This is a genomic window from Bdellovibrio sp. BCCA (genome assembly GCF_037996825.1).
Taxonomy (GTDB): domain Bacteria; phylum Bdellovibrionota; class Bdellovibrionia; order Bdellovibrionales; family Bdellovibrionaceae; genus Bdellovibrio.
In genome coordinates, this window is record NZ_JBBNAC010000001.1 from 2447543 (window position 1) to 2463420 (window position 15878).

At 45.6% G+C, this 15878-nt stretch carries 12 protein-coding genes; 8 read left to right on the forward strand and 4 right to left on the reverse strand.

The features are described from left to right. The gene (locus AAAA78_RS11940) at positions 1–516 is read left to right on the forward strand and encodes a hypothetical protein (RefSeq protein WP_340592277.1); all 516 of its coding nucleotides are present in this window, start codon (positions 1–3) and stop codon (positions 514–516) included. Position 517: 1 nt separating this feature from the next. Here AAAA78_RS11940 and AAAA78_RS11945 read toward each other — a convergent pair whose 3' ends face one another. Beyond that, complete coding sequence (locus AAAA78_RS11945) at positions 518–2023, reverse strand: flavin monoamine oxidase family protein (protein ID WP_340592278.1); 1506 nt, start codon at positions 2021–2023, stop codon at positions 518–520. A 32-nt stretch (positions 2024–2055) separates the two neighbouring features. On the opposite strand from AAAA78_RS11945, the gene AAAA78_RS11950 reads away from it, so the two are divergent. The 5 genes from AAAA78_RS11950 to AAAA78_RS11970 all read left to right on the forward strand — a co-directional run bounded on the left by AAAA78_RS11950 (position 2056) and on the right by AAAA78_RS11970 (position 8562). Further along, positions 2056–2685, forward strand: a complete 630-nt coding sequence (locus AAAA78_RS11950; protein ID WP_340592279.1) for a 2OG-Fe(II) oxygenase — start codon at positions 2056–2058, stop codon at positions 2683–2685. Then, positions 2682–4466, forward strand: coding sequence for an ABC transporter ATP-binding protein (locus AAAA78_RS11955; RefSeq protein ID WP_340592280.1), 1785 nt, complete (start codon positions 2682–2684; stop codon positions 4464–4466). The genes AAAA78_RS11950 and AAAA78_RS11955 overlap by 4 nt, the downstream gene beginning before the upstream one ends. Beyond that, positions 4459–6336 (forward strand): ABC transporter ATP-binding protein, encoded by a 1878-nt coding sequence (locus AAAA78_RS11960; protein WP_340592281.1) that lies wholly within the window; start codon positions 4459–4461, stop codon positions 6334–6336. Before AAAA78_RS11955 ends, AAAA78_RS11960 begins: the two co-directional genes overlap by 8 nt. A gap of 77 nt (positions 6337–6413) precedes the next feature. Beyond that, the gene (mgtE, locus tag AAAA78_RS11965; RefSeq protein ID WP_340592282.1) at positions 6414–7754 is read left to right on the forward strand and encodes a magnesium transporter; all 1341 of its coding nucleotides are present in this window, start codon (positions 6414–6416) and stop codon (positions 7752–7754) included. A gap of 436 nt (positions 7755–8190) precedes the next feature. Further along, a complete protein-coding gene (locus AAAA78_RS11970; RefSeq protein ID WP_340592283.1) occupies positions 8191–8562 on the forward strand; it encodes a hypothetical protein in 372 nt (123 codons plus the stop codon). On the opposite strand, the gene AAAA78_RS11975 is transcribed toward AAAA78_RS11970, so the two are convergent. After that, a complete protein-coding gene (locus tag AAAA78_RS11975; RefSeq protein WP_340592284.1) occupies positions 8559–9806 on the reverse strand; it encodes a cyclic nucleotide-binding domain-containing protein in 1248 nt (415 codons plus the stop codon). The genes AAAA78_RS11970 and AAAA78_RS11975 overlap by 4 nt on opposite strands. Positions 9807–9935: 129 nt before the next feature. After that, the gene (locus tag AAAA78_RS11980; protein ID WP_340592285.1) at positions 9936–11822 is read right to left on the reverse strand and encodes a S8 family serine peptidase; all 1887 of its coding nucleotides are present in this window, start codon (positions 11820–11822) and stop codon (positions 9936–9938) included. Between the two features lie 172 nt (positions 11823–11994). On the opposite strand from AAAA78_RS11980, the gene AAAA78_RS11985 reads away from it, so the two are divergent. Next, a complete protein-coding gene (locus AAAA78_RS11985; RefSeq protein WP_340592286.1) occupies positions 11995–12597 on the forward strand; it encodes a DUF502 domain-containing protein in 603 nt (200 codons plus the stop codon). Beyond that, positions 12597–14018 carry a hypothetical protein gene (locus tag AAAA78_RS11990; protein ID WP_340592287.1) on the forward strand — a complete coding sequence of 474 codons (1422 nt, stop codon included), beginning with the start codon at positions 12597–12599 and terminating at the stop codon, positions 14016–14018. The genes AAAA78_RS11985 and AAAA78_RS11990 overlap by 1 nt, the downstream gene beginning before the upstream one ends. Positions 14019–14022: 4 nt before the next feature. Here AAAA78_RS11990 and ftsH read toward each other — a convergent pair whose 3' ends face one another. Then, positions 14023–15867 (reverse strand): ATP-dependent zinc metalloprotease FtsH, encoded by a 1845-nt coding sequence (gene ftsH / locus AAAA78_RS11995; protein ID WP_340592288.1) that lies wholly within the window; start codon positions 15865–15867, stop codon positions 14023–14025. Positions 15868–15878: the final 11 nt, after the last annotated feature.

The window sequence follows — 15878 nt, forward strand, 5'->3', positions numbered from 1 at the left end:
ATGAGATCTCTAAAACTCATCATCATTAATGCACTCACACTGATCATTGGCTTGGGCCTTATGAGTGGTTCTGTTTCTCAAAGAAATGCGGAAGCCGCTCGCTTTGAAACGATTCCTTCTTTGCAAGTGAATCGCCTGGGCAATATGCGTGGTCAGTACCTGACAGTTCTTTATGCTGTCGGTTCTCGTCCGTTCATTTCAACAGACTCTTCGCAAATCTCTATTTCTCAAGTGAAAGAGTCACGCACGGTTTATATTTCTGAAGACGCGATGACTTTGCCTTCAGTGCAAGTTGAAAAAGAAGGTTTCCGTCCTTCTTACAACATCATCGTTTTTGTGGTGTCTCCGCAGCCGAATTACAGCTGGGTGAATGCCGATGGCAGCGTTCCTCAAGGTATGAGCCTTACAAACAACCACATGAGTTCGTTGATCAATGCGATCAACAAAACAGATGTGGATGGTTTTGTTTCCGCTCAAGGCGAAACAGCGACACTGCAAGTGAATCTTGTAAAGTAATCTAGATCACGATTTCGGAGGCGGCCTTCACGCCGCTCTCCAAAGCTCCCTGCAAAGTTCCCGCAAATCTTAAACTTGTGTGCTCCCCCGCAAAAACAAATCGACCTTCGTACTCTGCTTCTGCGGCAGCCCCTTTGTAGCGCATGTACTGACCCGGTTTAAACACAGCCATAGATCCTAAAGCCCATTTTTTCTGAAGCCAGTTCACGGCTTGTGACGAGTCGCCTTCCAAGGAAGGAACATCGTTATAGAAAAGTCCTAAATCTTTCAATGCTTCTTCGGGAGCTGCCGCCCCCGCCTTTGCACCTGAAGAGCCGCCTCTTTGGAAAGTTAAAAGACCTTGAGTTCCGTTTTGAGCACGTCCTGAATCCCAGATTTTTTGAGAGACAAAATCTCCTGTGAAGTTTCCAAGATTGGCCACCGCCGAACCGCGACGAGTGCGCCAGAATGGTGTTGCAAATGTCATCACACCTTTGCTGTGAGTCGCGTAAGCTTGCGTGCGAATGGCTTCGTGTTTAAGCGAAGAGAAATTGAGATCGCTCAAACCTTTTACTTCGCGCAATTTTGAAAATGGCACCGTGCAAATCACGTTGCGAGTGATGAACTTTTCTTTGCCGTTCGGACCTACGAATGTCAGTTCAAAGACACCACCATTTTCTTCGATTTCCACTAAAGGAAAATTTAAGCGCAAAATCTGATCAGGAATAACTCCGGCCACACGAGCTGCCAAAGTTTGTGTCAATTCTGAAAGGCCCCCTTCCAAACGATATGTTGAGCGACCTGAAAGAAGAGAACTTCCTTCTGCGTCAATCGTTGAAAGGAAATGCAATGCAGATTGGTCTTTGGCATCCACTCCGAAACGGCTCACCGCTTGGGTCTCGATGATTTGTAACACTAAAGGATCGACTTCGCTTTTCCACGAATCCAAAAGATCTTTTAAAGACAATGTGTCGTAATAAACGGAGCGTTCAAACTGCAAAGAGTTTTTATAGCTAAGAATGACATCTTGATCGCGGAACAAGTCACTGCGAATACGGCGATAGACGTTTTGCAATGTCTTTAGGCGCGGCACGACGTCTTTCACACGATAAGTTTTTCCCTCGAAAGAAAAAAGGTGTGCTTCAAGATCCGTGGGCGTTTTGAGTTCGCGCACAGGTAAATTCAGTTCTTGTGCTAAAAGAAAAACTTGGGAGTGAGATGTTTCAAAAAACTCGGCTCCCAATTCCGCGACCGGGCCCCCTTCAGGAAAGACGGTGACGGATTGCACGCGACCGCCGACTCGCGAGGACGCCTCAAATATGCGGAAAGGAATTTTGCGTTTTTTAAGTTCAAAGGCGGCAGCTAGACCTGCGGCTCCTCCTCCGAGGATGACGACTTCATTTTTGAGGTTTCGGGAGTCGCCCATGAAGAAACGGTCGAGGCTTGTGCAACTGCTAAGCGCCATAGCCGACGTACCCAATGCTGAAATCTTTAAAAACTCGCGGCGATTCAAAGAACTTTTTGCCATCAATCCCTCTCGTCCCATAGAATGGCAACACTTTGGAACAGAATCAAATCAATCTCATAGAGCTCGAAAGAATGTTCGATGAGCTGGCCGCTAAAAACTGGGCAAGCTCGACTGAACTTTTTCCACAAGAGTTCAGTAGGAAGCTCGCCCAAGAGTGTCAAAGGCTTCACGACCAAGGGGAATTTAACAAAGCCTCTATCGGACGCGGAGCCACGAAAACAACACATTCAGAAATTCGCGGCGACTTCACTTTGTGGATCGACGAAAACACAGTCTCACCTCTGCAGCAGAACTTTCTCTCACATCTGCAAACTCTCTTAGAACATCTCAATCAGTCTTTTTACTTAGGACTTAAAAGATTTGAAACACACTTTGCCCTATACCCACCGGGGGCAGGTTATGATAAGCATATTGATAATCATCGAGGTTCCGGAGCTCGAAAGATTACTTTCATCCTTTACCTCAATGAAAGCTGGAAAAAGGGACATGGTGGCGAATTAAGTCTCTATCAGCCTGATCACGAAGACACTCTGATCACACAGATTGAGCCTCAGCTTGGCACTTTTGTTTTGTTTCGCAGCGACCTCTTCCCTCATCAAGTCGAGAAGAGCTTTCAACCACGCTTAAGTATCACGGGCTGGTTTAGGAACGATGCATCATGAAGTCGCTGTTCTCAGAAGTCGTATTCACTCGTTTTCACGCCCGCGTGTTCGTTCTGCTATCGTCTTTAATGGCGGCTCTTTTAGGCCTCTTGGGTCCCTTTTTTCAAAAAGAGCTCATTGATCAACTGACAGGCGTTCAAGGAACTTTGCATCTGATTCGTTTCGACAATCCATTGACGTACATCATTGGCGCCTTTTTGTGCGTGCTTTTGGCGCAGGCCTTTTCGCAGCTGACAAATTATTTGAGCGTGCGCGAGTCGCTTTACATGCAAAAAGTTTTTGCACAAAGACTGTACGAAAAAACTTTGCATCTGCGTGTGGATACCATGAGTGGCAAACCTGTGGGAGAGATTGTTTCTCTTTACGCAACAGACGTGCAAGGTGCGACAGTGTTTTTGGATCAAACGTTGCCTGCTGGATGCTCGACTCTTTTTCCGCTGTTGCTAGCCCCTTTTGCTATTTCTGTTTTGTTTGATATTCCTTTATGGCCGACGCTGATTGTGATGTTCGTTATCACCCTTTTTAATTCGTTCATGGCCTTTCGCCAATCGAAGTTCTTTTTTCTTTTTAAGCAATTGGCGGCGGAGCGTATTGGTCTTGTAAACGAGTGGGTGCAAAACATCCGCACCATCCGCATCTTGGGATGGACTCGTCATTTCGAAAAAAATATTTTTGCCAAACGTATCGTTGAGACGCAAAACCGCATCACGATGGTGACAAACGGTCAAATCATGAATGCCGTTTCTTCTTCCATCACTTTTATTTTGAACGTGATTGCTTTGGCAACTTTGGTTCTGCACTCGAAACATCAACTCACCAGCGGCGAACTTTTAGCACTTCTCTGGATTGTCGGTGTGTTTTTGACTCGTCCGTTTAGGCAGATGCCATGGTTTTTTACTTTTGCGTTTGATTCTTGGACATCGTTAAAGCGTTTGGAAGATTTCTTTAGTACGAAAAACAATCAAACGGCGGACAGCACAGAACGCATTACAAAAGAGCAAGTGCGCGATCAAAAATATGCGCTGCAAGTGCATGGTCTGAATCTTGTGATCGGCAAAAGACATATTTTAAACAATCTTAATTTCAACATTGCCCATGGGGAATTTGTCGCCGTTGTGGGTGAAGTCGGTGCCGGAAAATCCATGCTGCTTCTTTCACTTTTGCGTGAGACCGGGGCTCGCTTTGATTCATATCATTTAGGAAATAAAAATGCGTTAGAAGTGCCTTTAGATGAAGTGCGTGGGCAGTTTGCTTACGTTCCTCAAGAGGGTTTTATCATGAGCGCAAGTCTGCGTGAAAACGTGGCCTTTCTTTATGATATTGAGCCAGAACGTGACCCGATGGTGGAAGAATCACTAAGACTTGCGCAATTTGATTTAACTACCGAGCGGGTTGAAAAAGGCCTGAGCACTGAAATCGGTGAACGCGGCGTGAATCTTTCAGGAGGACAACGTCAGCGTGTCGGTTTAGCGCGTGTGCATTTCCATCAAGCACCGATCATGCTCTTGGATGACTGCTTAAGTGCTGTCGACGTCGATACGGAACACAAGCTTTTTGAACAGTTGTTGTTGGGAGCTTGGAGTGAGCGCACAAGAATTTTGGTCACTCACCGTCTTAGCGCCCTTCATCGCGTTGACCGTATTCTTTTTATGGAAGACGGAAAGATTTTAGACCAAGGGACCTTCGAAGAGCTTTTAGGCCGCAATCAAAAGTTCCGCGAGTACACGACAAGTGTGGCTAAAGAAGCTGCCGAGAAAAAACAGGAGGCTTCTCATGTCTAAAAAACAAGTGGCGAAGCCCATTGTAAAACCTAAATATCTTTCTGACGGAGAAATCCGCAAAGAAGGCGGCTATAGTAAAACCATCTTTGAAACTTTGGCCTTTGCTTACAAACCTTTTGCCGGAAGAATTATTTTCTTTCTGATTTTGGGAATCATAGGACGCGGTCTGCTTTTAGCCAATGCCAACGTGATTGGTTATTGGGTTGATGAACTCGTTGGAAAATCAACTCCGCTTTCTGGTCTTAGCCAAAAAGGGATTATTACTCTGCTAGGAAGTATGGCTTTCGGTGGATTCATTCTCACGGTGACCTTCCGTACAAACTTTTCGCGTTTATCGGCCCGTGCGATTTCTACGGTCTATGATGAAGTGACGTTGCGTACCTCCCGTCTGCCGATGAGTTTTTTTGACAACGCTCCAGCGGGAAGAATCATCACACGTTTTTCGAGTGACTACGGAAACATCTTCCGTCTTTTTGGCGGGCCTTTAGCCGAATTCATCACGATCATCTTTGAACTTGTGATGATGGTGATTTTGATTTCAGTGGCGAATCCGATTTATTTGATATTCGTTGCATTCATCGCGGTTATGAATTTCTTGATTTATAAACTCAACCAGGAAAAACTGCGCACCTCCCGCCGTGAACTTTCGGCGAGCCGGTCGCCAAGCATTGCGCATTTTGCAGAAACAACTCAAGGCGCAAGCACGATTCGCTCTTTCCGCCGTCAAAAATCTTTTGGTGAGCGCTTTGAAAGACTGGATCGTTATTTTCTAACTCAAAAAATGAACACCACAAAAAGTCTGATTAGTTTTTCTTTTCAGATGAACAGCTTAACGGCGTTATTATTACTTATCACCGGGGTCTCCGCCTACTTTATGGTGGAAAAAGGCTGGGCAACCGTAGGCTCTGTCGGTGTGGCGTTTAGTTTTATCGCGCTTTCAGGAAATACGGTGCAGATGTTCTTTGAGTGGCTCACGCAATTTGAAGAAGCGATGATTGGGGTTGAACGTTTAGATCAATACATGCGTATGGATATTGAAAAAGGCAGTCATTTGCCTTCTTACGCTCAGTTTGCAACGGGACATCCTGTTTACTCTGACTCTGTGGAAAAATATTTGCTCCACCGCCGCCTTACAGAAGATCGCAGTGCCTCGGTGCAAGTGAATGATGTTTGGTTCCGTTACCGCGAAGACCTTCCTTGGGTTCTTAAAGGTGTTAATTTCGAGGTCAAGGCCGGAGAACGCTTAGGAATCGTAGGCCGAACGGGTTCCGGAAAATCGAGTCTTATTCAGGCTTTGTTTTATTTATACCCGATTGATAAAGGAAACATTTCTATCAACACTCATGCCCCGAAACTTTCCGAAGCGGTCCAAGGTGTGGATCTGAATTTATATCGTCAATCCATGGCCTTTATTGCGCAGGAACCGATCCTGTTTCAAGGAACTTTGCGTTTTAACTTAGACATCAAAGACAATCTTCCCGACGAACGCCTTTTGGAGGTCTTGGACCAAGTGGGTCTTCGTTCTTGGGTCTTAGCTCAACCGGGCGGACTTTTGATGAAAATCGAAGAGCGCGGCAAGAACTTGTCTTTGGGTGAAAGACAGCTTCTGTGCATGGCCCGTTGCCTTTTGCAGGAAGCTCCGATTGTGATCATGGATGAAGCCACAAGTTCAGTGGATCCTCAATCTGAAGAGATCATGGTTAAAGCAACCGAGGAGTTCTTTTCGGATCGAACGCAGATCATTATTGCTCACCGACTCTCTACTCTAGCGAAGTGCGATCGCATCCTGTGGTTGCAAAACGGAGAGATTGTCGCCTTGGGACCGACCCATGAGGTTCTTCCCCGTTTTAAAAATACAGAACTGGTCTAAAAAATAAGTTTGCGGCTGCCGATGAAAAGGAGTATTTCATCGGAGCATTATTTATTTTCAGCCAGAGCGGAGCGGTGATGGACAACAACAACCAACCCCTTGAAGAAACACAAGACCAAGACTCCGTCATGAACCTTTCTGACACATGGTCAGCTCTGTCTCCCGATGAACGTCGTGAGAAATTCAAAGAATTGCCCCGCACTGAGGCTGAAGAACTCTTTTTAAGCCTCAAGACTCATGACCAGGCCGAACTCATCGCCGAAGCTTCGCATTTGGAAAAGCGTTCGTGGATTCGTCTTCTCGCTCCCGATGACGTGGCCGATTTAATTCAAGAAATGGGACTGGACCAAAAAGAGGACCTGTTGTCTCTTCTTGATCCACAAACAAAGCGTGAGGTTATAGCGCTCTTAGCTTATGCCGAAGACGCCGCCGGGGGCTTGATGAGCTCCCGCTTCGTACGTTTGCGTCCTGACATGACTGTGGATGAAGCGATCAGTTACATCCGCATTCAAGCCAAAACCCACGTTGAAACGATTTACTACGCTTACGTTTTGGATTCCGATCAAAAACTTTTGGGTGTGGTTTCTTTCCGCGAATTATTCTCTGCAGCTCCCGGCAAAAAGATTTCCGAGATCATGCACACGGATATTTTAAAAGTTCCGCCAGAAATGGACCAGGAACAAATCGGTCGTATCTTCTCACAACAAGATTTGATGGCGGTTCCCGTTGTCGATGAACATGGTGTGATGAAAGGTATCGTTACGTTCGACGACGTGGCGACAGCGATTCAAGAAGAAGCGACAGAAGATATCCATAAGATCGGTGCCGTTGAAACCTTGGATGCTCCGTATTTGAAGATCTCGATGTTCGAGATGTTAAAAAAACGCGGTGGCTGGCTGATGATCCTTTTCCTTGGGGAAATGTTCACAGCCACAGCGATGGCATTTTTTGAAGATGAACTGTCTAAAGCTGTTGTTCTTTCGATGTTCATTCCTTTGATTATTAGCTCAGGCGGTAACTCGGGCTCGCAAGCTTCGACTTTGATTATTCGTGCGATTGCTCTTCGTGAAGTGCGCTTGCGTGACTGGTGGCGTGTTTTAGGGCGCGAACTTGTGACGGGACTTTGCTTAGGAGCACTGCTCGGTGTGATCGGTTTTACTCGTATTATGCTTTGGCCGAATCGTGAAGCACTTTACACAAGTCACTATATGCTTGTTGCGGCTACGGTGTGCGTGAGTGTTATTGGAGTTGTTCTTTGGGGTACTATTTCTGGATCGATGTTGCCGTTTGTCCTGAAAAAAATAGGATTCGACCCCGCTTCTGCTTCTGCTCCTGCTGTTGCTACTCTTGTTGACGTCACGGGGCTTGTTATTTACTTCACTGTTGCTAGTATGATTTTGCACGGGGTTCTTCTTTAGGACGGCTTCGAGCGGGGTTTGAAGTGGGATGGAGTTTAGGAATGGCTGTCGCTTCGGTCGGCACGCCATCCGGGCTCGGTCGTCGCCACTGCTGCGCAGTGGTTCGCGCCATCGTGGCGCCGACGAAGGCCTCTCTTCGGACAGCCATTCCTAAACTCCATCCCACTTCAAATTTGCTGAACTCCATAAAGAATAACTGCGTGCTGCTATTGCACACTTTGAGTTGATTTCCTGTGAGTTCTTTTAGAAGGAACTTCGGAGCAGTTCTCTTTTTGACCTTTTTGTTTTTTCGTTGTCCTTGTTGAATTTTGTTTGTTCTGTTGGTGAACGCAGTGGGCTTGCGCCTTTTTTAATTTGCGTTGGTTTGAGGGTTGGTTCTATGCTTTTTGGGGTAGGGCTTTATCTTTTCAAACTTATTTTGTGGAATGGACGTTTTATGAAAGCATTTATTTTTTCTTTTGCTTTGGTTTGTTCTCCCCTTTTTGTTTTTGCTGGGCAGCTTAAGTGTGAGTATGGGTTTTCTGGGAGTCCTCTTGGGACGGTGACTTTGGCTGTTGATGATAAAGGTGTTCCTGCGGAGACTGCTACTGTTGCTATGTTTTATACTCCGGCTCGGGAGATGCCTGTTTCGAATGAGAATCCGCAGAACGGTGAAATGCTTCGTTTGATTCTTTCTAAGGATGATCCTAATAATGAAATTCACATGATGGTTTATCCGCCTCAGGGGAATACTTATAAAAGTAAACTCATCAATCCTGCGGCTCCTCCGGTGATGAAGGAGCTTTCAGGGAGTTGTCAGCTTCTTTAAGAAGCCCTTGTTTGAATGACGTTGTGGATGTGTTCCAGAAATTCTGGATACTTTGCGCACACGTGTTCGAAAGAATCTTTTTTTAGAACGTACAAATCACAAAACTGAGTGGCTCTGGCTGTGGCGTTTCTTTTGCCGTCAAAAAGCAGAGCCATTTCTCCGAAGAAACTTCCTTCGACTAATTTTGCAATCACCGCACCCTGATCTGAGATGATTTCGACGCCGCCTTTGTAAATGAAATACATGGCGTCGCCGGAATCTCCGGTTTTAAAGATTTTTTCTCCTGGAATGCAAACGCGGGATTCTAGTTCGTGCATTAAGTCTTCAACGAGTTCATGTGAGGCTCCCTTAAGAAAAGGAACTTGCTCTAGCACGGGACGATTGATGTGAAAAAATAATTCCGACTGAATTTTTTTAGGAAGATCTTCCAAAGCTGAATGGTCCCGATAACCTTTTTTATGTTGCCACATGTAGTGATAATAAGAACGAACTCGCGTGCGCGTATCACTTGGAATGCGATGTGAACGCATGAAGTTTTCAACTTTGTCGAGATTATCCATGTGATGTTCACGAGCCGCATCTTTACGAGCCAGAAGACTTGCTACGTTACTCAAGATAAATCCAAATACACCAACACCCGTCACCTGCACCAAGCAAGTAAATAACATCTGCGGAATTGTCTTAGCAGAAATATCTCCATAACCAACTGTCGTGAGAGTCGTAAACGACCAATAAATCGCTTTCACATATTCATAAACTTGATCCGTATCCGGTCCCGCAGTACCGCTCCCCAAAGAAATCCAAGCACAAGCAATCAAATGCAACAACAGAGGCATCATCACAAAAATTGGAACCAGACGATACGTGATGGGCTGAAGGTGTCCAAAGCTATCCAAAATCCCTTTCACATGACGAACATGCCGAGCCGCGAGCAAATTAAAAATCAAAAGCCCACTGACCGTCGTATGAAAGAAAACAAAAGCCATCAGAGAAAGCGGAAGCAAACAAACAAGATCAAAACAAAGCCCTAAGTTAACCCAAGAACGAAAATCAGAAACATTTTTTTCAGAACGCTGAAAATAAAGATAAACATTGATCCCCGCCACCACAGAAATCAAAAGATCAAAAACAATTTCCCAAGCCGGATCCAAAACATACCCAATCAACCGAAGCGGAATCCAAAATCCAACTAGAAATGCCCCTGCCACCGAAATCATCTTAAGAACCAAAATCTTACTCTTCATAAGAATCTCTTCGGAACCCAAAGCACCAAATCCAAGTCTGGAAAAAAACGCCAAATACTTCAGGACCAAAGCAAAGGGGCTTCAAATCTGTCGATCGAAGCCCCTCAGAAATTACTTGTTTAGCAAAGACTATGTTTTGATGAGCCCTGCAGTCCAATCGCGAATCATAGCAAGAGTTCCCTGCTTGGCATTGGCAAACTGGACTCCGTAAGCTTGGTTCTTTTCGCACCAGACGACTTGTCCTGTGACCTCGATGATTTCATGGCCATCAGGGCTTTGGATTCTCATCGTGACGATGCCGCCTTTTTCCAATGCTTGGTCGGTGTTGAATGAAAGACCGCCCTCGGAAATCGTGTTCATCGCTCCGACCAATTCGCGGTCGCCGACTTTCACGCGGATTTCAGAACTCATTTTAAAGCGTTCGTAACGACGTTTGTCTTTTGGATCGGCTGAAGCAGCACTTCTTACACGCAACACTTGCCATACAGCGAGTGGCACTAAAAGAAGTCCAACCACAATACCAATCGGTGAACCACCTGATCCATCGTCAGAACCCGGACCGTTTTTCGTGACAGCTTTCACCAAACCGCAACCGCCTCCACCAGCGGCATCACTGGCTGGAGATCTGTCCGCCAAGTAAGACGGCTTGTAACTTGGTTGCGCTGAAGCTGTCGACACCATTTGCTTGGCTGATTGAATCAGATAAAGAGCATCAATGCGTGCGCTTGTTGAAACAAGGCCATTTAAGTAACCATTTTGCTGAGCTGTTTGCAAAATAAGCTGCTTCATTTGATAGCCAGATAAAGATGGTGCTTCTCGAAAAGCGAGTCCCGCCATACCAGCTACAAATGGAGTCGCCATACTTGTTCCCGACATCGACATTGTCGCGTTACCAGGAACGGTACTTTCAATATACTCACCAGGGCTTCCAATATTAACGGTGTTTGCACCGTAATTCGAAAAACTTGAAAGATCATCATAGCGAGATGTTGAAGCCACCGCCAAGTTGCTTGGCACGTCGTAGTTCGATGGATACATTGGATTCACATCATTATTATTCGAATAGTTACCCGCTGCGGAAACCACAAGAACGCGGTGATCGTAGGCGTAAATAATCGCATCGTGAAGAGAACGACTGTAACCCGCTCCCCCCCAAGAGTTGTTGATCACACGAGCGCCGTTATTAACGGCATAATAAATCGCGCGAATCGCATTCGACGTAGAGCCCGAGCCACTCGCACCTAGGAATTTCAAAGGCATGATCAGCAGTTTGGATTCTTGCAAAGGACGCGCAAAAATATTTTGACCTGTGCCGACGATAATTCCCGAAACGTGTGTTCCGTGATCGTCATCGTCAAAAAAATTATTTGTGTTATTGATGAAGTTCCAACCGTTGATATCGTCGACAAAACCGTTCTGGTCGTCATCAACTCCAGGGAGGCCATTTGCTTCTGCCTGATTGATCCAAAGAGCTCCTGTTCCGCCGTTGGCAACAGGCTTAAAGACATCGTGATATCTATCAAGACCGGTATCAACAACCGCGACAACGACTTTATCATTGGAAGATGCTAACGGAGAAAGTATCGGCCATGCCGAAGCCACTCCCGTATTTGCATTTGATTGTGAATAAACCGAAGCATTTGTAGAAGCCGCATTCGCGTTGACCACCTGCTCATATGTCAGACGCTCAACAGGGCCATTGGGCTCCACTTCACTTTTTTCCAAAACGAAGTTCGGTTCAATATATTCAACGTCGGGATCGTTTTTAAGAGCCTCAAAATTGACTTTTTCATCTGCGGATTTCATGGAAACCTGCATGATTCCCATACCAGGGAAGGAGGCTTTTAAAGAGGCTTTGCCTGAGAGTTTTTGTTGCGCAATCGCTGCGCCTCCCGAAGAAGCCTTAAACTTAATCAGGTACTCGCCAGGAACGACTTTAGGTTGTACTTGCGCCATCGCGAGTCCACCAACCAACGTACTGCATGAAATAAAAAGACTTCTTAGAATCGGTTTCACCGGTTCTCCTTCTCAACCCTATTCTCTTCGGCCAGAAGTCCGGGGGGGTTGAGTGAAAAATGGGTGAAAAAAACTGTCTCATTTTAAGAACGGCGTAAGAGCTTGAAGAGCCTCGACTTAGCTGATATTTAGTTTCAACCGATAGGTTAAAAAGCGAACAGGACATCCAGCTATGAAACAACTTCAGAAAATCTTCTTGCAAGGTCTCGTGACTTTCCTACCGATTGCGCTGACGATTTACATCATCTACGCCGGTATCGCGATCGTGGATAGTTTTCTCGGGGATGCTCTCCGCCAAATTCTTCCCATCTACATACCGGGTTTAGGTTTCTTACTTACAATTGTGTTGATTCTTCTTTTGGGTTTGATTCTCAATAACATCTTGGCTGGCGGTATCTTCCAAAAGCTGGAACAAAAGCTGACGCAAGTTCCATTTATCAAAGCGATCTACAGTCCCCTGCGCGATCTAATGAACTTGTTTTCAAAAGGTGGCGGTCCGGGTGGTTTGCAAAAAGTTGTGCTTGTGGATTTGTCCGACTCCGGAGTTCGCGCGTTGGGTCTTGTGACGCGTGAAAGTTTTAAAGACGTTCCTGCCATTGAACAAAATGCGGGAGATCGTATCGCCGTTTACATTCCGATGAGTTACGGTTTGGGTGGTTTTACTTTGATGGTGCCACGCTCTCGTATCACTCCGTTAGATATGCCGATTGAAAAAGCCATGAGTCTTGCGATCACGGGCTGGGTGAAAGCTGAAAAAGAAGGCGAGAAAAAATAATGTCCGAGTATTCTTCTGAAAACACCACGGGTAAAGCACTGCGAATCAATATCGACACCACTCGCTATGGTGTGTTTGCAGAAATCGGTGCTGGTCAAGAAGTGGCTCGCCACTTTTTTCAAGCCGGAAAAGCTTCTCAAACAATTGCTAAAACTATTTCTGCTTACGACATGATCGTGAGTGACGATATTTATGGTCGTGAGCCCAATGGCCGTTATGTCTGCGAATCACGTTTGGAAAAAATGCTGGGTCATGAGTACGATCTTTTGACGGATCGCCTGTCATCAACACGCGGAGCGCAAACGAAGTTCTTCTCTTTTGCAAACACGGTGGCAACGGCTTCATCCAGCAGCAACAAACAAACACAGAAACAATCTCACGGTTGGATGGGTGTGCGCTTTCAAGCAGATCCCAACGGCCCTTCCAACGACATTATCTTGCATGTGCGCATGCTGGATCGTCATCGTTTGCAACAACAAGAAGCTTTGGGCGTTTTAGGTGTCAACCTTCTGACGTGCGCCTTCTATCATTTAGACAAAGTCGAAGATTTTATTACTCATCTTGTGGAAGGTCTTAAAGAAGGTCAGATCGTTATCGATGTGATCAAATTCAAAGGCCCGACAGTAAAACATTTCGATGGCCGCCTAATGAATTTGGAATTGGTTCGTAGAGGTTTGGCAGAGGCGATTTTATTTTCTCCAAACAATGAAATCCTTAATGTCTCTGATGCTATTTATGGAAAAGCCTTGCTGATTCAGCGTGGAACATTCCGTCCGGTGACAAGCACTCACCTCGATGTTTTGCAAAAAGGTTTAGCGCAAATCAAAGATGACGTTCGTAAAAGCGAAGGCAAAGATCTTGATGTGTTACCGATTATGGAGCTCACGATGCACAACTTGCAAACGGATGGCCATATCAATGAGAAAGACTTCTTAGCCCGTGTTGAAACTTTGACGAATCTTGGAATGCACGTTTTGATTTCCAACTTCTTCTTATTCTATGGACTTAAACGTTTTATCCGTCGCTACAACCCGCACTTTATGGCGTTGGTTGTGGGAGCAAGCCATTTAGAAAAACTCTTTAAAGAGGAACACTATAAAAATCTTGAAGGTGGTCTTCTTGAAGGTTTGGGTAAACTTTTAGAGCAAAAGACGAAGCTCTACATTTACCCGCATAAAACGTCGACGTTATGTCTAACAACGAAGAGTTTCTTTCCTGCTCCTCATCTTCGTCATATCTATGCTTATTTTACAGAGAATAAGCAGATCGTGGATATTTCAGGATGTGACGAAACGGCAGATTATTTGCACTCTGTTGATGTGATGCGCATGATTGAAAAAGGCGATCCTGCTTGGGAAAAGCTTGTACCTGAAAAAGTGCGCGATCTGATTAAATCCAAAAAACTTTTTGGTTATCAATAAACTATCACGCTAAATCCAAAGGGCGCTCTGCGGGGCGCGGCTGTTTAAGATCTTGCATCAGAGTTTTAATTTCAGATTCCTGCAGGGTTTCTTTTTCTAAAAGAAGATTGGCCCCTTTTTCTAGAATATCTCGATTGGCTTCTAAAATACGTCGAGCGAGACTGGCGGCTTCATCAATGGTTCGGCGAATCTCGGCGTCAATTTTTTGTGCACTCTCTTCACTGTGATCCCGATGTTCAATTCCAGGGTAAGTGCGTTCTAAAAATGATGGTGGCTGTTGTTCAAAGACGACGTTACCTAAAGAAGAACTCATCCCGTAACGCGTGACCAAGGCTTCTGCGATATTTGTGACTTTCACCAAATCATCAGCGGCTCCCGTGGAAATTTCTCCAAAGACTAAACTTTCAGAAATTCTTCCTCCCAGCAAAACAGCCATCTTGTTTAACAACTCCTCTCGAGTCATAAGATAGCGGTCCTCTAAAGGACGTTGAATGGTGTAACCCAAAGAACCAATGCCGTGAGGAATGATTGAGATTTTTTGCACCCGATCCGTTCCCGGCAAGGCACAGCCAATCAAAGCATGTCCCATTTCATGAAAGGCGACGATACGTTTTTCTTTCGGACTTAAAAGACGATTGCGTTTTTCTAAGCCTGCGACGATTCGCTCCATCGCCATCACAAAATCTTCTTCTTCGACAACGGAAGATTTTCTGCGAGTGGCGACTAGGGCTGCTTCGTTTACGAGATTGGCAAGATCCGCTCCTGTAAATCCAGAGGTGAGACTTGCGATATTTTCTAGATTTAGATTTTCAGAAATGCGGATTTTTTTGATATGAACTTTTAAAATCGCTTCGCGGCCAATTTTATCGGGACGGTCGACAAGAACTTGTCGATCAAAGCGCCCTGCTCGCAGCAAGGCGGGATCTAAAACTTCAGGACGATTGGTTGCCGCTAACAAAACGACACCTGACTTCGTATCAAAGCCGTCAAGCTCGGCTAAGAGTTGATTCAGCGTTTGTTCTTTTTCATCATGCCCCCCAGAAAGCATTCCCGGCGCACGGACTTTTCCAAGAGCATCCAGTTCGTCGATAAAGATAATACACGGCGCTTTATTGCGGGCTGTTTCAAAAAGATCTCGCACGCGAGCCGCCCCCACACCCACAAACATTTCTACGAACTCAGAACCACTGATCGAAAAAAAAGGCACTTGGGCTTCTCCGGCGACGGCCTTTGCAAGCAAAGTTTTTCCCGTTCCCGGAGGACCGATCAGCAATATTCCTTTGGGCATGCGAGCGCCCAGCCGTTCATAGTCGATAGGATTTTTGAGAAACTCCACGACTTCGCGCAGTTCATCTTTGGCTTCATCCACCCCCGCGACATCTCCAAAAGTGGTTTTCACGTCGGTCTCTACGTAAAGTTTGGCGCGGCTTTTTCCCACGGACATCAAGCCACCCATCCCGCCTTTTTCAAAAACACGACGACTGAAATAAACCCAAAGGGCCACGAAAATAATCGCGGGAAGTGTCCAAGAAAGAAGATCTCGAAAAAACGTGCTTTCCACCGCGCGCGTGTAGGTAATACCTGAGCCCTGCAAGTCTTTAGCGAGTTCAGGTTCAACTCTTGTTGTGATAAAAAGTTTTTTATTTCCTCGCGGCTCTTTAAACTCTCCCCGAATGGTTTTATCGCCAATCACGAGATTTTCGACGCTGTTGGATTTCACAAGGGATTCAAATTCACTGTAAGGAATATTTTCGACAAAGCCTGAGCGCATCCACAGGTTTTGCAGCCAGAAGAGGCCGACAAAAGTAAATAACATAAAGAGCAAGAGATTGCGTCTTTCTCTAGGCATTTATCGCCTCC